Genomic DNA, 22791 nt, shown 5'->3' on the forward strand with positions numbered 1-22791 from the left:
TGTTGAGAATTAGAAGTTACAAGATACCGTTTTTCATATATAAAAAAAACACAAAAATCGGGAAACATCTAATGTACAAAAGTTCTTATTTAAACAGGCGGGTATATCTTATATACTCCTTAAATCTAGATGTGCCTTCCATCCACGGTAAATAGGGTAGTCCTGATTTTTTATGCATAGACGCTATTTTAAACACAATGCGCCACAAATACAACAATTCTTTCCATGCTTTGAGAATCTTGTAGGAAGGGTCATAGATATGAGTAGGCTCTGCTCCTATTCCGTTTACCTCTAATATTTTAAAACTCCTACCCTCCTTTAAGTCTTGTATTGATTTTGCGCGAATATCAAACCTCCCGTAATAAAAGCCATTCATTTTTTTGTTTAATGCATCAAAGACCTTCAGTAATTCTTCATCATACAATTCTGCTGCATTGACAAATTTTGTACCTCGGTTATGATTTCCAATATATTCTAATACTAGTTTTTCATCGTCTCTCAAAACCTCATCCCAACGTTTCCTAAACTTGGTCTTGAGCTTTTCTTTTTGAAGGATGGCTCTTTGATTTTGACATACTAATTCTTTCAGCATATGCTTGCCATCACCGGTTACCGATAAAAATTCTTTGACTGTAATTGAGGGTATATGCCCTGTCTCTGTGTTTGGGAAACGATAATAAAAAATACCTATTTCAACATCGTAATCCACATATTCTTGAATAATATGAGGTACCTTAATATCTGTGATTAATTTCTTTAAATCTTCTAAGTTGGTAACGCGATTAACCAATAGCCCCCTATAGCCAATATCAGGTTTAAGAATTACAGGAAACGCTATTTTTTCTATAGTTAATTGTGCTAATGCACCCTCAAATGATTTATTATTTGCTACATAGATAGTTATTGGCTTAAATTCTTTTGGCACCAGTTGCAAGGTATTGTATTTGCTGTCACTTAAAATAAAACCTTCATCTATAGCAGGATTAGCGGTAAGAAAAAAAAAGGGATTTCTTGCCTTTAAAGATAACCATATATGTTGAATACAAACAGGAACATACAGAATATACATTGGCCAATATTCCCAATTGGACCATTTAATAAGTAGAGGATGATTCTTAATATTTCCCACTTTTTAAATTAAAGAATGCCAACTTAAATCTATGAATAGTTATGCATTTGTTTTTTCCAGTACACTTTGATCATGGTATTCCATTACAGCGTTAACTGCTGTAGTAATTACCTGTGTGATGCTTACGGTTTTTACTTTTTCTCTGTTGAGTAAGAAATCTTTTCTACCATGAATGCCATGAAGTGATAGTATTTCTTTAGGTGATGGTATTTTGTTATTTACAAATGCTTCAAATACCGCTTGTTTAGTCTTTTTTTGTTCCAAACTATAAAGTGTACTTGAAGACCATAAATAATTAGCATTCTTATCAAGGCTATTTATTTCTTTTCTATTTCCGTTCCAGACCAATTCTATTAAATAATTAGCATCGGCTAGAATAAGGGTAAAAGGTTCTATTTCTTCTAGAGAAACCTCTTTTACGAATTGCTCAAAAGTTCTACTCAAAAAAGCATCTAATACAATTTCACCTCTGCTTTTTCTGTATGGAGGTGTTCTTTTATGCTTGATTCTCGCTCCATTTAGAAGACAAGCAACTCTACCTATTCCCTGCTCCATAGCAATCCATGTTCCTCCCTTTTCCATATCTAATGGAGCTTTAAGAAGTACTGAATTCTCTAAAGTAAACAATTCTGGAGCAGAAGTCTTTCTATTGGGATTTTCATCTCTATTCGAGGTAAGTACAAATCCGCCTTCTTGCGGTATATAGCTTACTGTACACATACTTTTTTATTTCTAATGGTAGAAGCGGCTACACCAAAATCAGGATCCAATTCAACACTGGTCTCAAAGGTTTTAACTCCTATTCTTATAATCGCCATATGATGTACGGTATGTTCTAAATTGTATTGTAACTCTCGTAAAACGGAGGTGTTGATGTGTATTAATTCAGATGCAGTATCCTCCTCCTGACTATAATCACAGCAGAGTACTAAGGATTGATCTGTCTTGATACTGCTAATAGAAGTTTCTATTTCTTGTATCGCTTTCACACAAAGTGCTTTATCATTCTCCAGCAAGAGATTTCTTTTACGACCATCATAATTTACCTGCCCGGTTTTAGTAGCACTATCCAAGCATTGATAAAATTCAATAATATGTCTTATATGCATCCCAATAGAAGATTCATTAAGTATCTCCAATCTAGAAGAAAACTCAACATCTGATAATTGATTTAGCAAACTGATTAATTGATTTAAATTCAGGCGGGTTGCATCCAGAAGCATTGATTCGGTTTTTTCTGATTTTTGTTGCTATTACAGTCGTACTTCACCTCAATCCTTACATAAAAAACGTATAAATAATGTAAAGTGAGTTTTCGTTAGATCAAGATATCAAATTTATTTGTAATCTTCAGAGCTATCAAGGAAGTTCTTTTCAATAGTTATAAAAACCACTTAATCATTAGATAAAAAAATACCCTCTCGGGTATTTTACTATTCTTCTGTTGCTTCTGTTGTCTCTTCTGGTGTTTCCTGCGCTTCTTTTTCAGGCAATTCAAAATCAGTCAACCCTTTAGAATGCAATAAATTATACCATTGCACTACTTTTTTAATATCACTAGCATACACACGATCTTCATCATAATCTGGTAATATTTCAAAAAAGTATTCCTCCAATTTAACTTTAGGATCTTTATGAGATACCGAAGTTGACGCATCTCCTTCTTTTTCTTTAATCTTTTTAAACACCTCTGCAAGCGGAACTTCTTCTTGAAGTGTATATATAGCAATTTCAGAAAGGATGCTTACATTATGTCTTAGACCTATAGTCACGCGCTTACCATCTAGTAAAGATTCTGCTACAAAGCCAGTTCTTGTTTGTGTTTTTAAATGATACAATCCGGGTTTTCCAGAAATTGAAAGTATTTTGTCCAGAGCCATTTTTTTAATTTTTAGTGCGCAAATATTTAATCTTTAAAATGAATATCAAAACTTTATCTTCCTTTTTTTATGGCAGGAAAACGCATCCGATAGTCCACTTTAATATTTCCCTTGGTAATATTGGTTAATCGAGATTTGATAAGTCTTTTCTTTAACGGAGAGAGTTTATCTGTAAACAAAATACCCTCTATATGGTCATACTCATGTTGAATCACCCTTGCTGCCATCCCAGTAAACGTTTCTTTGTGTTTTTTGAAATTTTCATCCATATATTCAATATGCAACGTATCTGGTCTAAAAACATCTTCTCTCACATCTGGAATACTAAGGCATCCTTCATTAAAAGCCCATTCATCACCAGTTTCATCAATTACTTTTGCATTGATAAATACTTTTTTAAAAGTTTCTAACTCCTTTCTCTCCTCTTCACTAAGTTCTTCATCTTCTCCAAAAGGAGTGGCGTCTACAATAAAAAGACGTATGGGCAACCCTACCTGAGGCGCTGCCAAACCTACACCAGAAGCGGCATACATGGTTTCAAACATACTTTCTAACAAGGTATCTAGGCCTTCATAATCCTTATCAATGGTGTCACATTTTTTTCTTAATACTGGATCACCGTAGGCTAAAATTGGTAAAATCATCTTATTCTTAAAGTTAATTTTCTACTACTTATTTAAAAAACTTTGTAGGATGAGGGTAGCACTAATTTCGTCTACCAAAGCTTTATCCCTTCGCTTTCCTTTCTTTACTCCCCCGGCAATCATACTTTGAACAGCCATCTTAGAAGTAAATCGTTCATCTACCCTTTCAATAGGTACCTCAGGAAGCTCTTTTGCTAGTTTTTTAATAAAAACCGCAATATGCTTTTCACTCTCAGAGGGGGTATTATCCATTTGCTTTGGCTCTCCTATAATCAAAATATCAACCACTTCTTTAGCTAGATATGATTTCAAGAAAGGGATTAAGGTTTCTGTTGCAACCGTTGTTAAACCAGAAGCAATAATTTGCAGTTCATCTGTTACTGCAATACCTGTTCTTTTAACACCGTAATCTAAAGCCAGAATTCTACCCACTACAATTTTTTGCAAAAATAAGGGATAAATTGTTATAACTGTAAAAAACGATTATTTATTACGATTTATGAGTTTATATTTGTTCAAAATATAACGTATGGAATCTTTAAGACCTATTATAGAAAACGCTTGGAATAATCGTGAATTACTCAAAGAAACAGAGACTATAAATGCTATACGCGCTATTATTGATTTGTTAGACGCTGGAAGTTTACGAGTAGCGCAACCTACAGATCAAGGTTGGCAAGTGAATGAATGGGTCAAAAAAGCAGTAGTACTCTATTTTCCTATACAAAAAATGGAAACTTTTGAGGCAGGTCCTATGGAGTTTCATGATAAAATTCCATTAAAAAGAGACTATGCTGCAAAAGGAATCCGAGTAGTTCCGCATGCAGTAGCCAGACATGGAGCGTATATTTCTTCAGGGACAATTTTGATGCCTAGCTATGTGAATATTGGCGCATATGTAGATGAGGGAAGTATGGTAGACACCTGGGCTACGGTTGGAAGTTGTGCTCAAATAGGAAAAAATGTACACTTAAGCGGTGGTGTAGGTATAGGGGGGGTATTAGAACCTTTACAAGCAGCTCCGGTAATTATTGAAGACAATGCCTTTATAGGTTCCCGTTGTATTGTTGTGGAAGGGGTTCGTGTAGAAAAAGAAGCGGTATTAGGTGCTAATGTAGTGCTTACAGCTTCTACTAAAATTATAGATGTTACAGGAGATACGCCTGTGGAAAGAAAAGGCTTGGTTCCTGCAAGATCTGTAGTGATCCCTGGTAGCTATACCAAAGAATTCAACGCAGGTTCTTACCAAGTGCCTTGTGCACTTATTATTGGCAAAAGAAAAGAAAGTACCAATAAGAAAACATCTCTTAATGATGCGCTTAGAGAATATGATGTAGCGGTATAGGAGCCTTAAAGTCTAAAACCATTCATATTCGCAGAAATCTGTATCTTTTGTCTCTAATTTTGGAGCATTGAAGACCCGAGAAAAACTCACGGTAATTATTCCGGTTTATAATGAAGCGATACATATTAAAGACGTATTAGCTTCTGTTGATTTTGCAGATGAACTTATTGTTTTGGACTCCTACAGTACAGATGATACGCTGGCAATTGCAAGGGAATTCAATCCAACAATACTCCAGAGAAAATTTGATTACCACGCTGCTCAAAAAAATTGGGCTATTCCGCAGGCTTCTCATGAATGGATTCTAATTGTAGATGCAGATGAAAGAGTAACTCCAGAATTAAAAGAAGAAATTTTACACCACTTAGCAAATCCGCCAGAAGCATCTGTAGCGGGTTTTTGGATTGGTAGAATCAATCATTTTATGGAACAAAGAATTCATTACAGTGGTTGGCGTAATGACAAGGTGATTCGTTTCTTTAGAAAAAGCAGATGCCGCTATGAAGACAAATTTGTACATGAAGAAATCATTGCCCAAGGAGAAGTTGCACAATTAAACGCAAAACTTTTACATTACACCTATGCGTCTATGGACACATTTATGGAAAAACTAAATAGATATGCTACCTTGCAGGCAAGAGATTACGATGCAAAAACGGGTCGTTTAACCGCTTATCATTTTGTAGTAAAACCCATTTGGGGATTTGTAAAGCACTATATGGTACAAAGCGGATTTAGAGACGGGGTTCCCGGTCTCGTCATAGGGTATATTCAAGGATATACTGTTTTTATGCGCTACGTGAAATTATGGCTACTCCGCAGATCAAGAAAATAGTTAGTTTTTCATCTTGAAAACGGAATCTAAAATAGCTTCCTCCTATATTTCTTTTTTGATAATACCATAAGGCGTCCAAGGTGATTTACTGCTGCGGGTATGTTTACGAATCGCCTGATTTTTGGCAATAGACTCCGGAGTTTTATAGCCTCTTTTATGATCTAAATGAATACAAACTGCACTATACCTAAGTTGTTTTGATTTAATCCCAAAATTAAAAAGACGTTCCCCCAGTTCACGATCTTGCCCTCCGTATTGCATCCGTTCATCAAAACCATTCACGGTTTCTATATCCTCTTTCCAACCAGAAGAATTATGTCCATTCCAACTTGCGTTGGTAGGTGTAATCGCATTTAAAAATCTCGCTTTCCATCCGGTGGCCGTTAACTTATTGTTTTTAAACGACGGTTTCAATCCATTTGCTAACAACCAATTTATATCAAAACAGCGGCCAGCTTCTATATCTTCTTTTGATATCAACTTAGAAATATGCATAGGCAGCATAAAATATCCGCCAGAGATAAAATAGCCTTTTTGTCGCTCATTATAGTGTACTTCAAGAAAATCTGCACGGGGTATGCAATCTCCATCACTCATTACCACATAAGGAGCAGAACATGCCGTAATGGCTTTGTTTAGAATACGTGACTTTTGAAAACCATCATCTTCTTGCCAAACATGAACCAATTCATAAAACACCTCTTTCTTCATTCGGTCTAAAAGTGCTTTTGTAGCCGGTCCAGAACCATCATCTGCTATCACTACCTCAAAGTCCTTAAAAGTTTGTTGGTTATAACCCCACAATACTTTTTCCAGCCAGGCTTCTGCATTATAGGTGCTAATGATAACCGATATTTGATGTGCCATTATATAATAGAATTTAGGACAAAAATATGAATGCCAATTTACATATCTTTGCTTTTTACGTTTTTTCATTAACCACCTGCCAAAATGTTTGCTGCCATCACAAGTAACTTTAAAAAAATTGCTTACGGATTGATAAAAAAAATGAAATTCCTTCCACCGGAGTTTTATGTTAAGATTTACTACGAATATTATACAGGTAAAAAGCTCAATCTTAAAGAGCCCCAAGAATTTAATGAAAAAATACAATGGCTCAAGGTGTATTACAAACCAAAAATACTCAATACGCTAGTAGACAAATATGCAGTAAAAGCCTATGTAGAAGAAAAAATAGGCGCACAGTATCTCAATGAAACCATTGCGGTGTATGACAAAGCGGGAGATGTTAATTTTGATGAACTCCCAGACCAATTTGTGATTAAAGGGGTACACGGTTGCCATTTTAACCTTATTGTAAATGATAAATCTAAAATGAATGCGCTTAAATCTCGCTTTAAACTACTAAAGTGGATGAACAAAAATCAATATTACAGAGGCGGATTGGAATGGGCATATAAAGATGTAAAACCTCGCTTGCTGGCAGAAAAGTATTTGTCTGAAATGGGTAAGGAAGCCATTAGCGATTACAAATTTTACTGCTTTAACGGAGAACCCACTTTTCTTCAAATTGATCTGGAAAGAGGCAATGAAGCCAATCAGCGTTGTTATTACGATATGAATTGGAAAAAAACCAATTTCAACAAAGGGAAGGTGAAGCTTTACGAAGGAGAATTAGAGCGGCCTGAGAATTTTGATGAAATGGTTAGCATCACTAAAAAACTAGCCGGGAAATTTCCTTTTGTGAGAGTAGATCTATACAATATAAACGGAAAAGTACTTTTTGGAGAAATGACGTTTTATCCGGGAGATGGTAGAATTGATTTTACACCAGATCAGTATAACAAGATCATAGGAGATATGATTACCTTACCGAAAATTGAAAAAGGAAAAAAGATAATTACCAAAGCATTTTAATCTACATTTATCCGGCGCTGCTTTTTGTGCAAACTGAACTTATATCGTACCTTTGCCATCTCTTAAAATGGTATTGAAAACAAAGTATGGGCGAAGGATATTACACAGCAGCACTAGATCACGAAATTTTCAATATAATTACTCAGGTTTCCTCTCAATTAAACCTTGAAACCTACGTAATAGGCGGGTATGTTCGCGATTATCTGCTCAAAAGACCTCAACCTAAAGATATTGATATTGTTGCCGTAGGCAGCGGAATTGAACTCGCCATTGCGGTTGCAAAAAAACTACCCAACCAGCCCAAAGTACAGATCTTTAAAAATTATGGCACCGCCATGATTAAAATGGCAGATATTGAGGTAGAGTTTGTGGGTGCCCGCAGAGAAAGTTACGACGAAAACAGCAGAAAACCTGCCGTTGAAAATGGAAGCCTTCAAGACGATCAAAACCGAAGAGATTTTACCATTAATGCCTTGGCACTCTCTTTGAACAAAGCTAATTTTGGAAAATTACTAGACCCTTTTCAAGGCTGTGAAGACCTGGAAAAGAAAATTATTCGCACCCCTTTAGACGCAGATATTACGTATTCCGATGATCCCTTGCGAATGATGAGAGGCATTCGTTTTGCTACCCAACTAGACTTTCAAATTGAGAAAGCTTCCTTTAGTGCTATCCGCAGAAATAAAGAACGTATAAAAATTATTTCTAATGAACGGATTGTAGATGAGTTGCATAAAATAATGCTCAGTAAAAAACCTTCCGTAGGCTTTCAACTGTTGTTTGAATCTGGCTTACTCCAGATTATTTTACCAGAGCTTACTGCCTTGCAAGGGATTGAAGAAGTAGAAGGGCAAAAACACAAAGATAATTTCTGGCATACCCTGGAAGTAGTAGATAATATCTCGGTACATACAGATGATTTATGGCTTAGATGGGCTGCCTTATTGCACGATATAGGTAAAGCACCCACCAAAAGATTTAATAAAAAAGTGGGGTGGACTTTTCACGGGCATGAGTTTGTAGGCGCTAAAATGGTCTATAAACTCTTCAAAAGATTGCGCATGCCTCTCAACGAGAAAATGAAATTCGTTCAAAAAATGGTGCTGATGAGTTCAAGACCCATTGCACTTTCTAACGATGCGGTAACGGACTCTGCCGTGCGCCGCCTTATTTTTGATGCAGGGAATGATGTAGAGTCTTTAATGACACTTTGCGAAGCAGATATTACCACCAAAAACCCCAAACGCTTTCGGAGATACCACCATAATTTTAAGCTCGTAAGGCAAAAAATGACCGAGGTAGAAGAGCGAGATCACATCAGAAATTTTCAACCTCCCGTTAGCGGAGAAGAAATTATGAGCACCTTTGGTATTGCCCCCTCAAGAGAAGTAGGCATTATTAAAGAAGCCATTAAAGAAGCTATTTTAGAAGGTGAGATTCCCAATGAATATGAAGACGCCCGACAATTTATGCTAAATAAAGGAAAAGAATTAGGACTTAAAACCCCTGCAAAATCGTAAGCCATGCAGCTACTGAAAAATAACTTTCAAAACATTGCAAAAACGGCATTAATCCTTATTTACCTCGTTATTGTTGCGGGAGCTGTGGTGCGAATGACGGGAAGCGGCATGGGCTGCCCAGATTGGCCAAAATGCTTCGGATACCTTATTCCACCTACAGAAAGAGCCCAACTAGAATGGCAAGAAGGTAGAGCGTATGAAGAAGGACAAGTAATTATTTATAACGAAAATCTCAAAGTTGCTTCTAAGGACTTCACTACAGGCAGTACTTATGAGGAAAGCAACTGGAAACCCTATATAAAACATGATTATGCTGTTTTTAATGCGTTCCATACCTGGACAGAGTTTATAAACCGTCTTATCGGGGCACTCGCAGGGCTCGCTACCCTGTTAATGGCCATTGCTTCTTTTGGCTACTGGCGAAAAAATAAAAAAATCACACTGCTGTCTTGGACGGTGGTATTTGGAATGGTTTTTCAGGCGTGGTTAGGTGCCAAAGTGGTATACTCCGTTTTACAACCCGTTAAGATTACCATACACATGGTAGCCGCCTTAGTACTGGTGGCACTGGTACTCTATATTATAAGTAGTAGCCGCGAACTCAAAAAGGGTTTTGTGTACAACTCAAAATTTTATGCAGGCTTATGGCTGGCTTTGCTACTAACGATGCTTCAGGTTATACTAGGCACACAAGTAAGGCAATTTGTAGACGATCAAATAGACCAAGTGGGAGAACTCGCAAAAAATCTGTGGTTGCAAGATCCTAATGTACAATTTTATATCCATCGCTCTTTTTCCATAGTGGTGCTAGCCCTTAATGTACTCTTGTTTTTTCAGTACAAAAAACTCAAGTTAGGCTATCATAAAATGAATTGGGTATTGCTATTACTCCTTAGTGAAATTCTTACGGGAATTCTCATGTATTATGTAGATTTTCCATTCTTATCGCAACCGCTACACCTTGTAATTGCCTCACTATTGTTTGGCGTACAATTTTATTTGGTTCTAGAAGCCCTAGAAGCTAAAAAACAGCGGGAAACTTTGTAACTTTGCAGTCCAAAATTACTAAGATGATTTTTAAACTTAGAGTGATTCTTGATGCAAGTGAAGATATCTTTAGAGATATAGAAATTGAAGAAGAGCACCATTTAGAAGAGCTTCACAATGCCATCACTCAGGCATTTGGCTTTGATGGAGGCGAAATGGCTTCCTTCTATGTGGCAGACGAAGAATGGGAACAAGGAGAAGAGATTTCCTTATTTGACATGAGTGAATCGGGTACGGATATTCGGTTGATGAACGAAACTCCCATAGATGATGTCTTAAATGAAGAAAATCCGCATCTTATTTATGTGTACGATTTTTTGAATATGTGGACCTTCTTTGTAGAACTTAGAGAAATAGACGAAAAGGAAAATGGCAAGTTATACCCTAACCTTCTTTTTGCGCATGGCATACTGCCAGATTCGCCTCCAGAGAAAAAGTTTGAAGCAGTTCCGGGAGACAGTCCGCAGCCTATGGACCCAGATGATATGGACATTGAAGATTACGACAATCTTGATTTTGACGAAAACTGGAACTAATCCTTTATTGCATCCATTTACCATACCTAATAAATTTAAGAACCCATAACAAACAACATACCCTGTAGATGATCAATTTATACCCCGCTCAAATAGAAAGCCTTTCTGTGCATAGAATAGGAAATAAGAGTAGAAACGAAGCTGTTTTCCTGTCCGCAGAGCCCTATCGGTTAAATGATGAAATCTCAGCGATTCTCAAAGAATACTTCTTTAAACCCTTTCGTGAGAAAGAAGAAAACTATTTTAGATTTACCAATGAAGTAGATGTAGATTTTAATACCCTCTACCCTATTATAGCGGCTACTTTTGCAGACCCGTCTACCATCCATGCCAATTCTAAGAAAATTGCTACCCATCTTTTTGAGCAATCCAACCACCCGCATATTAAAAACGGAGAAGTATACGTAGCCCATTTTACAGATGTAGTGATAGACAATCAAAAAACAGAGGCTATTGGTATCTTTAAAAGCGAATTAAAACACGACTTCCTTCAGTTTGAAGAAAGCACCAACAATCTGGATATTGTGATTCAGCAAGGGGTAAACATCAATAAACTAGACAAAGGCTGCCTTATTTTTAATGTAGCCCAAGAAGAAGGCTATAAAATTCTATCTGTAGACAGTAATAGATATGATGCCAAATACTGGATAGAAAACTTTTTAGAGGTAGATGTCTTAGCCGATGAAAACTTTATTACCAAAAAATACCTCAAGTTCTGCCAGAACTTTGCCAAAGATGTGGTGCTGCCCGCAGAAGATAAAAAAGAACAAGTGATGTTTATGAACCGTGCGGTGAATCACTTTGCGAAGAATGATAATTTTGAAGAGACCAGTTTTATGAACGAGGTCATAGAAAATCCGGAGTTAATACCAGAATTCAAGCACTACAAAGTAGAAAAAGGGCCAAAATACAGCATAGAAGACGTGTCTACCTTCCCTATTGCCAACAAAGCCGTTTCAGAAGCCCGGAAGAAAATTAAAAACGTTATCAATCTAGATACCAATATTCAGATTAAAATGGATTTTATCAATCCGGAATCTGCAGATAAGTTTGTAGAAAAAGGCTGGGATGAAGAAAAACAGATGTACTACTATTTAGTGTATTTTAACAAAGAAGAGAAGTCTTAACGCCTCAACTAGTTGGGTAGCCTTAGCACCCATGTAGCCATGCTAAGACCCTTCATTTTTTGCGGCAAAGGTCATGTCGAATCCCTTTAGGGTGAGACATCTGCCAGCGGTTGGCACGTTTACTAAAGACATTTCGAGTACTCTGGCTTCGGGTATGAAACAAAGAATCTCAGTAGGTTTTCACTGCGTGGCTTTTAAAGTGTAGTCATTTCGAAGAAGCATAGCGACTGAGAAATCTGCCAGCGGTTTACAATCTTCTTGCTTTTTGTAAGAACTATAAATGATAAGGGTTTTACTAGGAAGTAAAGTGCCCTATTTTTGTTCCGTTTGCTTTTACCTTTCATTTCTTTTGCTTGTCCAAAAGAAACGAAACAAAGAAAAAGACCCTTTCCCGATAGGTGTTTTTAAAAGTTTTACCAACTTTTAAAACCGCAATCATCATCCTAAAAAGTCTCCAAGGCTTCGACTTTTTTTAACGGATACTGATTGCTACACTTACGTGAAAGAAATAGTTTTTAATTGACTTCTTAACATATATAGAGAACCTTCATTTCTAACACTGTTCTCAAATAATGTCATCTCTAAGAAGCATAGCGACTGAGAAATCTGCCAGCGGTTTACAATCTTCTTGGTTTTAGTAAGAACTATGGATGATAAGAGTTTTACCAGGAAGTAAAGTGCCCTATTTTTGTTCCGTTTACTTTTGCCTCTCATTTCTTTTGCTCCTACACCCTTGGCACTTCGAGTGCCTCAGTGCCCGGCACAGGCTTCGGGTATGAAACAAAGAATCTCAGTAGGTTTTCACTGCGTGGCTTTTAAAGTGTAGTCATCTCAAAGAAGCATAGCGACTGAGAAATCTGCCAGCGGTTTACAATCTTCTTGGTTTTAGTAAGAACTATGGATGATAAGAGTTTTACTAGGAAGTAAAGTGCCCTATTTTTGTTCCGTTTGCTTTTGCCTCTCATTTCTTTTGCTCCTACACCCTTGGCACTTCGAGTGCCTCAGTACCAGGCTCAGGCTTCGGGTACGAAACAAAGAATCTCAGTGGGTTTTCACTACATGGCGCTTTTAAAGTGTAGTCATTTCGAAGAAGCGTAGCGACTGAGAAATCTGCCAGCGGTTTACAATCTTCTTGCTTTTTGTAAGAACTATGAATGATAAGGATTTTACTAGGTAGTAAAGTGCCCTATTTTAATTTCGTTTGCTTTTGCCTTTCATTTCTTTTGCTTGTCCACCCTTCGATAGAACTCAGGGCAAGCTAGAAACGAAACAAAGAAAAAGACCCTTTCCCGATAGGTGTTTTTAAAAGTTTTACCAACTTTTAAAACCGCAATCATCATCCTAAAAAGTCTCCAAGGCTTCGACTTTTTTTAACGGATACTGATTGCTACACTTACGTGAAAGAAATAGTTTTTAATTGACTTCTTAACATATATAGAAAACCTTCATTTCTAACACTGTTCTCAAATAATGTCATTTCGAAGAAGCGTAGCGACTGAGAAATCTGCCAGCGGTTTACTACCATGCCAATTGATCTCTGCGCCGAGCAATGAAGCCCACAAAATGCCGTCTTATAAGGAGAACTCTTTTATAATACGAGCATCATGAATAGCACTAAACCATCAACTTTTATCCAATTACTAAAACTACCCCCCCCTTACGGATTCCCGTAACTATTTTAGCCTCCACTTTTTTATCTTGCCGCAAGAATAAGAACTATATATGCTATTTTCTTACGAATAAATACGTTTTTACAACTGATTTATAAGAAAAACCATTGGTTTTTGGTATGTTTGAATAGGTAATCTGAGATAACCCTAGACGTTTCTAAATGTTTACAAACGACTAAAAACGAATATGAAATTGATTTTCAGGATTTAACTTAAAATAAATATGAGAGAACTCAATTGCGTTGATTTACTAATTATGCTCTATTAAAAGAAGAATCATGTCAAAAGAAAAAATATTAGAGTATTTATATATAGATGAGAGTAGGTTGGATAAATATTTTCAACAATTTTCTTCTCCCGAAAAAACGGAAAAATCAATTCTGAAAAAGTTTAAATTAGGAATAACTAATGCTGGATTTGAAATTAATCAATCCAAGAGAAAGAGAGAATACACTCTTATTGAGAAAATAGAAATGTTTGAGAAACATATTACGAAACACAAACAGTTGAATCATGGTAGACCCAACGATAGGAAAAGGTGGAATAGTACTAAAGTGTTTGTAAAAGAAAATATAATCGCTCAAAAAGTTTATTTAGCACCAAGTGAAAATAAAGTAAACAATGGGTTAAATATTTGGATTGAAGAAAACAAGTTCAAGGAATATGGAGCTGACAAATTTCAGAATGGACATCTGTTTTTAATTGAGGATTTTAAGGGAGAAGATAAACAACCAAGAATTTTAAGTGGATATACAATATTGAACTTGGTAATAGATGATTATTACGAGGAATTGAAAAAAACCATATTAGGAACTAAAAGAGATGATTTTTATTTTGCTGGTCAAAATGATAGTTTTTCAATTGCACCTTTAATTGAATTTAGACAAATTGGGGCAAAATTCCTTGATAAAAGAAATATTACTGTAGTCTATAGATTGAGAGCATCCTGTAATGATTCACCAAATGGAGGACATGTATCGACATTTGGTTATCCTATTTATATAATTGAGAATCAATAAAAGAGCATAATCGAGCAGACGGGTGACGACTTAATGGTCGCCACTCAGACCCTCGAAGTGCCATCTGAAGATAAGGAATCTTTTAGAATACTAGCATAATGAATAGCACTAAACCATCAACTTTTATCCAATTACTAAAACTACCTCCCCCTTGCGGATTCCCGTAACTATTTTAACCTCCACTTTTTTATCTTGCCGCAAGAATAAGAACTATATGTGCTATTTTCTTACGAATAAATACGTGTTTGCAACTAAGTTATAAGAAAAACCATTGGTTTTTGGTATGTTTGGTTACTAATTAGCCATATAAAGAGCCGTTTACAAGCGATTACAAACGACTAAAAATGGATATACTCTTGAATTACAAAGAATTAGGCTAAAATAAATATATGGTAAATAAACGCAATTGCGTTTATTTACTAGTTGGCATTAATTTGAGAAAAGCAATCTACATATCGGTTTTGACCCTTTTTATTTCTTGTAAAAACGAGAAAAAAGAAACAAATCCGTTGGTTATCGAATACCAAGAAAAGGGAATTGAATTTCAAATGCAGAATAAATCGGACAGCGCAATTGTTTACTTTAAGAAAGCTCTTGAAATTGACCCAACTGATATTCCGACTTATGAAAGTCTGGTTAAAACATATTGGTGGAATCAACAACCAGTATTGGCTATAGGAATTTTAGAATCTGTACCAACAGAAATGCAAAAAACTAACTCTATTTTGACTTTGAAAGGAATGACGCTAGAAAAAATGGACAAACTAAATCAGGCAATGGATTTATATAAAACAGCATTTGAACAAAGTCCAAAAATACGTTATGAGAACGAAGAAAATTTAATGGAATATATTGGTTATTTGACTTTACAAACTGTTGTTGGTGAAAAACAAAAAGCAATAGCGGAATTGGACAGACTTAAGTCAAAAAAATTGACCGATTCTGAAAAACAATACGTGAATTCGATTGAACCTTACATTCGGAATTATAAAGGTGGTGGATATAACGCAATATTTGGAAATGAATAATGAAATTCAAACTTAAGATGGTAGTCGTTGCACAAGCCAATAATTGATGATAAAGTTAATCATTTCAAGCCCTTCAGAAGGGCTTTTTTATTTTAGTTTATTGATTTAGATTGTCAAATTAACAGGTTTTAAATAGGCGGAAAAACAGTTTTGAAGCCATGATTTTATAATTTGCACAAAGTGGAGGTTTCTCGCCCCACTTTTTACTTTATTTTGAGTGAATTTCAAGTATTTTTTCAAGCTTGCCCTGAGCATTTTGTCGAAGGTTTATAAGCAATTTCAGACAGCTGCATACATTTATTAGCCTGCCTAATTCCAATGGTTACTTCGATAAACCATTAGATTAGTAGTTATTAAAATTAATATGATTTCCTATCTTTAAGCAATAGTTGTGCAACAGGCACACCGCATAAAATTAATTGTTAGTTCTAGCCTTTTTACCAAAGTATTCGAGGATTTTCTATTCGGTTTTATTTGCTAAATTAAATGCTTATAATATGCAACTAATCTTACACAAAAACGTTGTAAAAAATTATAATCCCTAAAATTATTTTCTTACTTTTAATTAGTTATTAACTATTAAAATTTTAAAATGAAAAATCGAAAAAAAGTACTGTTAACAATTCCTCTATTATTAACATTTTTAATTTATAGCTTTACGAAATCTGATTTTACTCCTCCTGTTCCTGAATCTTCTATTTCTATTGAACAGGCAAAACTTAATCGCTCCAATTTTATTAAAAATAGCAATAAAGAAGTTACAGACGTGACTTTTAGTTATGAACAAGTGAAAAAATTTGTAGAACTTATTGAATATAAAAAATCTAAAGGTGAAGACATTGAAAAAATCAGAGTATACATGTCTCAATATGAAAATGGAACGAATACTGCTTTTATAGCTCCAATAAAAAAAGATAATACTCCTAATTACAATATTGAGGTTATAAATAAGGGGAATGTAGACATTCCTCCTTTAAAATACTAAATTAGTATAGTAATCTTGCTTGGGCACAAATTTATTTATAGTTTGTGCTTTTTTATACTCGCCGATAATTAAAGAAATAATGTAATCAGACTAACTTATTTCCTACACAAAATTAAAAACCTGTTGCCAAAACCAGTAAGTGCAGCACAAACCACAAATTTGTATAAAATAGGCCTATTTAGACAATAAAATAAAAACCGTAGGCTTACCCCACTTTTCACTTTATTTTGAGTGAATTTTAAGTATTCCTTTAAAAACCTAGCCCAAGCCCGACGCTGAGGCCCTCGAAGTGCCGTCTTATGATGAGAAATCTGCCAAAGGTACTATGTGGTTGCTTTTTATAAGAACTATGAATGACAAGGGTTTTACTAGATAGTAAAGTGCCCTATTTTTATTTCGTTTGCTTTTGCCTTTCATTTCTTTTGCTTGTCCAACCCTCGCACTTCGAGTGCCTCAGTGCCCGGCGCAAGGATCAATTGGCATGGTAGTAAACGTCTGGCAGATTTCTCCGTCGCTACGCTCCATCGAAATGACTACACTCTAAAAGCTCCGCGTAGTGAAAATTCTTATGGACTCTTCATTTCGTACCCAAATCCTGCACCGGGCACTGAGGTTCCCGTAGTACCACCAGCGCAGAAAAACAACCACAAAAAACCCAACCATTCCCTCCTGTAATCCACAGGAACGTTTCGTGTAAAGTTTACTCCATGATTAAAGACTCAATAAACTCATAATTAGTATTTTATAAAATCGATTATAATCTACAACTCCATACTAAACCCTTAAAAACTGTATAAACCGCCTTTTCTAAGTTGAAATTTTAAATAGCGAAAGAAATAGCGGTTAAAGAAACACGATTTATCAAATTCCGCAAAATCACTAGCTTTGTAACAACACTAATCCGCATTACGGCTTATGAATACTACTGAACAACTCGCCAAACATATTAAAGACGTACATTTTGGGGGTAATTGGACCGCTTCTAACTTAAAAGAGCAATTAGAAAATGTGAACTTGCAACAAGCTACCACTAAGATAGGAGATCTCAATACTATTGCGGTCTTGGTATTTCATATCAATTACTATGCAAATGCGATTACCGGGGTGCTCAAAGGAAAACCCTTAGAAGCCAAAGATAAATACAGTTTTGATCTGCCGCCGCTTCATACAGAAGAAGAATGGCAAGCTCTTGTAGCGAAGGTTTTACAGCAAGGGTTGGAATTAAGCGAGCTCGTAGCAAAACTACCCGATAGCATTCTCGCAGCAGATTTTACCGATGCTAAATACGGAAACTACCACCGTAATTTTTTAGGTTTTATAGAACATACCCATTACCATTTAGGGCAGATCTCTTTACTAAAAAAATTAGCACAAACTAAAACCTCATCATGAGTAAAGAAAAGATTTTAGCGGCCTATGAAACCATGGCAGTAAGCTATAACAATCTTATAGACCAAAAACCACATAATGCGTATTATGACAGACCTACTACTTTGAAATTGCTAGGTGATGTAAAGGGTAAAAAAATCTTAGATGCCGCCTGTGGCCCGGGAAAATATGCAGAAATCTTGCTTGCCAAAGGAGCTACCGTTACTGGTTTTGATCTGAGCCCGAGCATGATTGCCTTGGCAAAAGAAAGAAATAAAAACCAAGCTAATTTCTTTGTGCATGACCTCTCAGCTCCATTTACTAGATGTGAGGATGCGGCTTTTGATGTGGTGCTATGCGCCTTGGCGCTGCATTATGTAGCAGATTGGAATCCCGTGATCAAGGAGTTTCAAAGAGTTTTAAAACCCGGCGGGAGTTTGGTGATCTCTATAGAACATCCATTTTTTGAATACAACTACTTTAAATCTAAGAAGTATTTTGAAGTAGAGGCTGTGAGCACCACCTGGAGGGGATTTGGCAAGGCAATTAAAATGCATAGCTATAGAAGACCGCTAGAGAAATGTATTAGACCCCTTACTGAGAATGGCTTTTATTTGGACGAACTTATAGAACCCAAACCCGTAGAAGAATTTAAACAGCTAGACCCCATACATTACAAAGAGTTAAACAAATTTCCTGCCTTTATGCATGTACGTGGCATAAAAAAATAATCTTTATTCTAACCTGAGTTCAATGTAAAAAGGACTGTTTTTTCTATGGATTTTTTCTTTTCCGCAGTGTAGCAGGGATTTTCCGTTAAAAATTTTTGAAGCCTTGGAGAAAATTTAGGAAAATGAATGCGGTTTTAGCCTTTTCGGCTAAAAACACCTCTGGAAAAGCGCACTTTCTTTTGTTTCGTTTTCTTTGTGCGAACAAAGAAAATGAAAGTAATAGTCTAAAAATAAGATTGTTATATTAAAATAGTCTAAAAATTTTGAGATTATATTTTATGGAGGTTATATCATAGAAATCACGTTATTCTAACCTGAGTTCCATGTAAAAAGGACTGTTTTTTCTATGGATTTTTTCTTTTCCGCAGTATAGCAGGGATTTTCCGTTAAAAATACCTCTTAAAAAACTCCCGATACTTCGGAATTCTTTTGTTTGGTTTCTGAAACCTGAGCATTTTGTCGAAGGATGGGCGCGCAAAGAAAATGAAAATAAGAATCTTAGAATAAGCTTGTTAACTCGAAATTGTGTAAAGGATTTAAAATGTTATTTTTGAAGTGATATAGAAATCACTTTATTTAATATGCAAAATCCTTCACTCCATTTTAAGTATCACCTTTTAGCAGTCTTTCTTTTTATGCTCAACAGCCTTTTAGCACAAGAAAAAATGCCTACGGATTCAACAGCGACTAAAACTATAGATGGTACCGTAAAAGAAGTACTCCACATTATTTCGGGCGAAAAGGGAAAAGTAAGAGATTGGGTGGCGTTTAGAAATTTATTTCTTCCTTCGGTTAGATTTACCATTCTAAATCAATTTGATAAAATGCCCGATGCTGTAGAGACGGTAACCCTAGATGAGTTTATTGAATTGATGAACGACACCTATTACGGAGAAGGATTTATTGAATATGAAATAGGTAAAGTAGTAGATGAATACAACGGCATTGCGCAGGTGTTTCAAAGTTTTTATGCCAAAGATTCAGAAGATAGCGAAGGCAGAGGTATCACCAGTTACCAATTGGTATATTTTAACAACAGATGGTGGATTGCCAATTTGGTATGGTCTATAGAAACGGAAGACCACCCTATTCCTCCTAAATATTTAAATAATCAAAATTAGCCTTGCAATAATCTTTTCATACTTACATCTTCATAATTCCGCTTTACATAATCAAGAGCAGTCCTTACAATTTGCCCCATATTTTTAGAGCGTTTAAACTTTACGTCCAGGGTATAGTTATACAAATCTTTGCGTAACTCTAGTATCTTATTTTTAGAAGAAATCTCGTCTTTGATCATTACCTTTAATAATACCTTAATGCGCTTATTAGCGGTTAAGATTCGTTTGGCGATAAGAGAGCGTTCTTCTTTTTGATATTGCGCGATAGATTCTGTTTTTAATCTACTTTCTACCATACTTACCATATCATAATTCTCTTTAAAAAATTGGGGGCGGTATAATTTAAAATTCCCCTCATAACATTGCTGATCAAAATCGATGGCACGTATTTTAAAGACCACATGATCAAAATCATGCACGGGAATCACTACATAGTTATACGATCGCATATCACCTAACAAACGAATCATACAGCGTTCATTAAACTTTACAAACTCTTTTGAAATTTGCGATTTCTGTGCATTAGTAAAAGACGGAAGCATTTCTTTTATAAAAACATCCCCAGGTATTCCGGCAATATGTGCTTCTATTAGGGTCTCTTTGTATACCAGAAAATTAATTCGGTCTGGTGATAATAAATGCTCTAGTTCTAAACCGTAAATTCTGGAAGCATCTGCTTTTTTAACGTAGAAGTAAGTGTAATTATCATTTAAAATATTACGTACTTTAATCCGAAAGGGTTTAGAATTTCCAAAGGTGCAATAGTCTACGGCATCTATATTTAAAAACGGAATGGTTTCTTCATTACCATCGGAATGCAGGATTGTATACACTTTTTTCAGGCTAAGATCAATTTCTTCCCGGTCAAAATCAGAATAAAAAACCCGCACCCAGAGGGTATCTTCATCATTTTCATCATACACCACTACAGAACCGGCAAAACGTAGTAAGTCTTCATAAAAAACCGGAATCCTGATGGTGCGATTGTACTTCTCAAGATATTCACCCAATTCTTTACAAACAGGAAAAGAGGGTTTTTTCTTAGACATTAACTTTTCTTGCATCCTTAATTTTTTTCAAATGTAATATTAAATGTAACAAATTATCTTTGTTATCGTCAAGTAAGTATAATCAATCAAAAAAATCAATTTTGGAAAACATCCTTACCATCGAGAATCTCTCAAAAAAATATGGCTATGTTCAAGCGGTAAAAGACCTTTCATTTCAAATTGAAAAAGGAAATGTATATGGTATTTTAGGCCCCAACGGAAGCGGAAAATCTACCACCCTGGGCATGGTGCTCAACGTGGTAAACCCTACTAATGGTACATTTCAATGGTTTGATGGAAACATCTCAACTCATAATGCGCTTAAAAAAGTAGGTGCCATTATAGAGCGCCCCAACTTCTACCCGTATATGACCGCCGAAAAAAACTTACGGCTGGTTTGCCAAATAAAAGATGTCCCTTTTGATAAGATACATGAAAAACTGGAATTAGTAGGCTTACTGGACAGAAAAAACAGCAAATTCAGAACTTTTTCTTTGGGAATGAAACAACGCCTTGCCATTGCATCTGCATTGCTCAATGACCCTGAGATTCTTATTTTGGATGAACCTACGAACGGCCTGGACCCTCAAGGGATTCATCAAATAAGAGAAATTATTAAAAAAATTGCGTCTAGCGGTACTACTATTCTGCTGGCTTCGCATTTGCTAGATGAAGTAGAAAAAGTATGCAGCCATGTAGTGATTCTTAGAAAAGGACAAAAACTATATTCAGGCAGGGTAGATGAAATGATTGCCAGCCATGGCTTTTTTGAAATTAAAAGTGAACAGCAAGAGGCCATGCTAAAATTCTTAGAAGCACATGCGTCCATTGCCAAAATAAAACAAGAAGGAGATTTAGTTGTTGCATTTCTTAAAGAGCCTCTGGAAGCAGCGGCTTTTAACAAAGAAATGTTTGAAAAAGGAGTGATCTTATCTCATTTAGTCAAGAGAAAAGAAAGCCTTGAAGAGCAATTCCTTACCCTTACCAACAACCAAAGCAACTAATTCACTCACTTCAATCCAAAAACACAATGATACGTTTACTAAGAATAGAATTCATCAAACTATGGAACAATAGAGCCAGTAAGTTTTTAATTATCTCTTATTTTGTGCTGCTTACTTCTGTAGCGCTCATAGCTGCCATTAAATTTGATATTGGCCCTATTAAATTTCATTTAGCAGATCAAGGGATCTTTAACTTTCCTTACATCTGGCATTTTAACACCTATGTAGCAGCTATTTTTAAGCTGTTTCTGGCCATCGTTATTGTTTCTATGATGGCGAATGAATATAGCAACAAAACGCTTAAACAAAACCTTATTGATGGTTTGAGTAAAAAAGAGTTTGTAGCCTCTAAGTTCTTGACGGTTTTAAGTTTTGCAGCGCTCTCTACCGTATTTATTTTTGTAGTTTCCTTGATTCTGGGATTGATTTATTCAGATTTTACAGATGTATCCATCATTTTCACTGATTTAGAATACCTGTTTGCATTTTTCTTAAAACTCACTGCCTTTTTTAGTTTTTGTCTTTTCTTAGGGATTCTGGTAAAAAGGTCTGCCTTTGCACTAGGTTTTTTAATCATCTGGCAAATTATAGAAGGGATTGCTTATGGCGTCATAAGATGGCAAAGCGATGGAGCGTTTGCCAATGGGGTGTCTCAATTCTTTCCTTTAAATGCTATGAGCAATTTGATTAAGGAACCTGGTAGCCGACTCTCGGCAGTAAGATCTGTAGCCAACCAAATGGGGGAAGAGTTTACTAAAAATTATGCAGTACAACTTGGAGATGTTCTAATAGTGTTGTTTTGGATTGCCTTTTTCATTTATATGTCCTATCTATTATTAAAAAGACGCGATTTGTAGTATATTTAGCTCTGCATT

Annotated in this window: 23 protein-coding genes; 15 read left to right on the forward strand and 8 right to left on the reverse strand. The window is 35.7% G+C overall.

Translation table 11 applies throughout. The annotated features are described in order from the left end of the window. Window positions 1-85 precede the first annotated feature (85 nt). From WBG07_RS15865 to ruvX, 6 genes are all read right to left on the reverse strand, one after another. Complete coding sequence (locus WBG07_RS15865) at window positions 86-1129, reverse strand: ATP-grasp domain-containing protein (protein WP_340202638.1); 1044 nt, start codon at window positions 1127-1129, stop codon at window positions 86-88. A 39-nt stretch (window positions 1130-1168) separates the two neighbouring features. Continuing rightward, a complete protein-coding gene (locus tag WBG07_RS15870) occupies window positions 1169-1849 on the reverse strand; it encodes an NRDE family protein (RefSeq protein WP_340202639.1) in 681 nt (226 codons plus the stop codon). Next, window positions 1837-2352, reverse strand: coding sequence for a DinB family protein (locus WBG07_RS15875; RefSeq protein WP_340202640.1), 516 nt, complete (start codon window positions 2350-2352; stop codon window positions 1837-1839). The genes WBG07_RS15870 and WBG07_RS15875 overlap by 13 nt, the downstream gene beginning before the upstream one ends. A gap of 210 nt (window positions 2353-2562) precedes the next feature. Then, window positions 2563-3009 (reverse strand): DUF5606 family protein, encoded by a 447-nt coding sequence (locus WBG07_RS15880; RefSeq protein WP_340202641.1) that lies wholly within the window; start codon window positions 3007-3009, stop codon window positions 2563-2565. A gap of 53 nt (window positions 3010-3062) precedes the next feature. Continuing rightward, window positions 3063-3653 (reverse strand): peptide deformylase, encoded by a 591-nt coding sequence (gene def, locus WBG07_RS15885; RefSeq protein WP_340202642.1) that lies wholly within the window; start codon window positions 3651-3653, stop codon window positions 3063-3065. 24 nt (window positions 3654-3677) lie between these two features. Next, the gene (gene ruvX / locus WBG07_RS15890; protein ID WP_340202787.1) at window positions 3678-4085 is read right to left on the reverse strand and encodes a Holliday junction resolvase RuvX; all 408 of its coding nucleotides are present in this window, start codon (window positions 4083-4085) and stop codon (window positions 3678-3680) included. 97 nt (window positions 4086-4182) lie between these two features. Between ruvX and WBG07_RS15895 the strand changes: the two genes are divergently transcribed. Further along, entirely contained in the window at window positions 4183-4998 is an 816-nt protein-coding gene (locus WBG07_RS15895; RefSeq protein WP_340202644.1) for a 2,3,4,5-tetrahydropyridine-2,6-dicarboxylate N-succinyltransferase, read from the forward strand. 67 nt (window positions 4999-5065) lie between these two features. Then, complete coding sequence (locus WBG07_RS15900; RefSeq protein ID WP_340202646.1) at window positions 5066-5833, forward strand: glycosyltransferase family 2 protein; 768 nt, start codon at window positions 5066-5068, stop codon at window positions 5831-5833. Window positions 5834-5875: 42 nt separating this feature from the next. Here WBG07_RS15900 and WBG07_RS15905 read toward each other — a convergent pair whose 3' ends face one another. After that, window positions 5876-6700 carry a glycosyltransferase family 2 protein gene (locus tag WBG07_RS15905; RefSeq protein ID WP_340202648.1) on the reverse strand — a complete coding sequence of 275 codons (825 nt, stop codon included), beginning with the start codon at window positions 6698-6700 and terminating at the stop codon, window positions 5876-5878. A gap of 141 nt (window positions 6701-6841) precedes the next feature. Between WBG07_RS15905 and WBG07_RS15910 the strand changes: the two genes are divergently transcribed. The 11 genes from WBG07_RS15910 to WBG07_RS15960 all read left to right on the forward strand — a co-directional run bounded on the left by WBG07_RS15910 (window position 6842) and on the right by WBG07_RS15960 (window position 19863). Then, window positions 6842-7711: an ATP-grasp fold amidoligase family protein gene (locus tag WBG07_RS15910; RefSeq protein WP_340202650.1), complete on the forward strand. Its 870-nt coding sequence runs from the start codon at window positions 6842-6844 to the stop codon at window positions 7709-7711. Window positions 7712-7797: 86 nt separating this feature from the next. Beyond that, window positions 7798-9231 (forward strand): CCA tRNA nucleotidyltransferase, encoded by a 1434-nt coding sequence (locus WBG07_RS15915; RefSeq protein WP_340202652.1) that lies wholly within the window; start codon window positions 7798-7800, stop codon window positions 9229-9231. 12 nt (window positions 9232-9243) lie between these two features. Beyond that, entirely contained in the window at window positions 9244-10278 is a 1035-nt protein-coding gene (locus WBG07_RS15920; protein ID WP_340202789.1) for a COX15/CtaA family protein, read from the forward strand. 23 nt (window positions 10279-10301) lie between these two features. After that, the gene (locus WBG07_RS15925; RefSeq protein ID WP_340202654.1) at window positions 10302-10814 is read left to right on the forward strand and encodes an IS1096 element passenger TnpR family protein; all 513 of its coding nucleotides are present in this window, start codon (window positions 10302-10304) and stop codon (window positions 10812-10814) included. 68 nt (window positions 10815-10882) lie between these two features. Next, window positions 10883-11941, forward strand: coding sequence for a nucleoid-associated protein (locus WBG07_RS15930; protein WP_340202656.1), 1059 nt, complete (start codon window positions 10883-10885; stop codon window positions 11939-11941). 1948 nt (window positions 11942-13889) lie between these two features. Further along, window positions 13890-14630, forward strand: coding sequence for a hypothetical protein (locus WBG07_RS15935; RefSeq protein WP_340202658.1), 741 nt, complete (start codon window positions 13890-13892; stop codon window positions 14628-14630). A gap of 389 nt (window positions 14631-15019) precedes the next feature. Then, on the forward strand, window positions 15020-15658 hold the full coding sequence (locus WBG07_RS15940) for a tetratricopeptide repeat protein (protein ID WP_340202660.1): 639 nt from the start codon (window positions 15020-15022) through the stop codon (window positions 15656-15658). 592 nt (window positions 15659-16250) lie between these two features. Next, window positions 16251-16643 (forward strand): hypothetical protein, encoded by a 393-nt coding sequence (locus tag WBG07_RS15945; RefSeq protein ID WP_340202662.1) that lies wholly within the window; start codon window positions 16251-16253, stop codon window positions 16641-16643. A gap of 915 nt (window positions 16644-17558) precedes the next feature. Next, window positions 17559-18035: a DinB family protein gene (locus WBG07_RS15950; protein WP_340202663.1), complete on the forward strand. Its 477-nt coding sequence runs from the start codon at window positions 17559-17561 to the stop codon at window positions 18033-18035. Continuing rightward, the gene (locus tag WBG07_RS15955; RefSeq protein ID WP_340202664.1) at window positions 18032-18742 is read left to right on the forward strand and encodes a class I SAM-dependent methyltransferase; all 711 of its coding nucleotides are present in this window, start codon (window positions 18032-18034) and stop codon (window positions 18740-18742) included. The genes WBG07_RS15950 and WBG07_RS15955 overlap by 4 nt, the downstream gene beginning before the upstream one ends. A 581-nt stretch (window positions 18743-19323) precedes the next feature. Beyond that, window positions 19324-19863, forward strand: coding sequence for a hypothetical protein (locus WBG07_RS15960; RefSeq protein ID WP_340202666.1), 540 nt, complete (start codon window positions 19324-19326; stop codon window positions 19861-19863). On the opposite strand, the gene WBG07_RS15965 is transcribed toward WBG07_RS15960, so the two are convergent. Beyond that, a complete protein-coding gene (locus WBG07_RS15965; RefSeq protein WP_340202668.1) occupies window positions 19860-20927 on the reverse strand; it encodes a hypothetical protein in 1068 nt (355 codons plus the stop codon). The two genes, WBG07_RS15960 and WBG07_RS15965, sit on opposite strands and share 4 nt — an antisense overlap. A gap of 86 nt (window positions 20928-21013) precedes the next feature. Between WBG07_RS15965 and WBG07_RS15970 the strand changes: the two genes are divergently transcribed. Both WBG07_RS15970 and WBG07_RS15975 read left to right on the forward strand, forming a co-directional pair. Further along, complete coding sequence (locus tag WBG07_RS15970) at window positions 21014-21916, forward strand: ABC transporter ATP-binding protein (RefSeq protein WP_340202670.1); 903 nt, start codon at window positions 21014-21016, stop codon at window positions 21914-21916. A 26-nt stretch (window positions 21917-21942) separates the two neighbouring features. Beyond that, window positions 21943-22773, forward strand: a complete 831-nt coding sequence (locus WBG07_RS15975; RefSeq protein ID WP_340202672.1) for an ABC transporter permease — start codon at window positions 21943-21945, stop codon at window positions 22771-22773. The last annotated feature ends 18 nt before the right edge of the window (window positions 22774-22791 follow it).

The sequence above is a fragment of the Ascidiimonas meishanensis genome (assembly GCF_037782385.1).
Classification (GTDB): Bacteria; Bacteroidota; Bacteroidia; order Flavobacteriales; family Flavobacteriaceae; genus Ascidiimonas; species Ascidiimonas meishanensis.

What these genes read in the sequence shown, in the direction of transcription:
- WBG07_RS15975 (WP_340202672.1), top strand. Translation starts at nt 21,943, where the DNA reads ATGATACGTTTACTAAGAATAGAATTCATCAAACTATGGAACAATAGA.
- WBG07_RS15955 (WP_340202664.1), top strand. Translation starts at nt 18,032, where the DNA reads ATGAGTAAAGAAAAGATTTTAGCGGCCTATGAAACCATGGCAGTAAGC.
- WBG07_RS15880 (WP_340202641.1), bottom strand. Translation starts at nt 3,009, where the DNA reads ATGGCTCTGGACAAAATACTTTCAATTTCTGGAAAACCCGGATTGTAT.
- WBG07_RS15925 (WP_340202654.1), top strand. Translation starts at nt 10,302, where the DNA reads ATGATTTTTAAACTTAGAGTGATTCTTGATGCAAGTGAAGATATCTTT.
- WBG07_RS15895 (WP_340202644.1), top strand. Translation starts at nt 4,183, where the DNA reads ATGGAATCTTTAAGACCTATTATAGAAAACGCTTGGAATAATCGTGAA.
- WBG07_RS15875 (WP_340202640.1), bottom strand. Translation starts at nt 2,352, where the DNA reads ATGCTTCTGGATGCAACCCGCCTGAATTTAAATCAATTAATCAGTTTG.
- WBG07_RS15915 (WP_340202652.1), top strand. Translation starts at nt 7,798, where the DNA reads ATGGGCGAAGGATATTACACAGCAGCACTAGATCACGAAATTTTCAAT.
- WBG07_RS15945 (WP_340202662.1), top strand. Translation starts at nt 16,251, where the DNA reads ATGAAAAATCGAAAAAAAGTACTGTTAACAATTCCTCTATTATTAACA.
- WBG07_RS15905 (WP_340202648.1), bottom strand. Translation starts at nt 6,700, where the DNA reads ATGGCACATCAAATATCGGTTATCATTAGCACCTATAATGCAGAAGCC.
- WBG07_RS15960 (WP_340202666.1), top strand. Translation starts at nt 19,324, where the DNA reads ATGCAAAATCCTTCACTCCATTTTAAGTATCACCTTTTAGCAGTCTTT.
- WBG07_RS15965 (WP_340202668.1), bottom strand. Translation starts at nt 20,927, where the DNA reads ATGCAAGAAAAGTTAATGTCTAAGAAAAAACCCTCTTTTCCTGTTTGT.
- WBG07_RS15935 (WP_340202658.1), top strand. Translation starts at nt 13,890, where the DNA reads ATGTCAAAAGAAAAAATATTAGAGTATTTATATATAGATGAGAGTAGG.
- WBG07_RS15870 (WP_340202639.1), bottom strand. Translation starts at nt 1,849, where the DNA reads ATGTGTACAGTAAGCTATATACCGCAAGAAGGCGGATTTGTACTTACC.
- WBG07_RS15910 (WP_340202650.1), top strand. Translation starts at nt 6,842, where the DNA reads ATGAAATTCCTTCCACCGGAGTTTTATGTTAAGATTTACTACGAATAT.
- WBG07_RS15930 (WP_340202656.1), top strand. Translation starts at nt 10,883, where the DNA reads ATGATCAATTTATACCCCGCTCAAATAGAAAGCCTTTCTGTGCATAGA.
- def (WP_340202642.1), bottom strand. Translation starts at nt 3,653, where the DNA reads ATGATTTTACCAATTTTAGCCTACGGTGATCCAGTATTAAGAAAAAAA.
- WBG07_RS15940 (WP_340202660.1), top strand. Translation starts at nt 15,020, where the DNA reads ATGGTAAATAAACGCAATTGCGTTTATTTACTAGTTGGCATTAATTTG.
- WBG07_RS15950 (WP_340202663.1), top strand. Translation starts at nt 17,559, where the DNA reads ATGAATACTACTGAACAACTCGCCAAACATATTAAAGACGTACATTTT.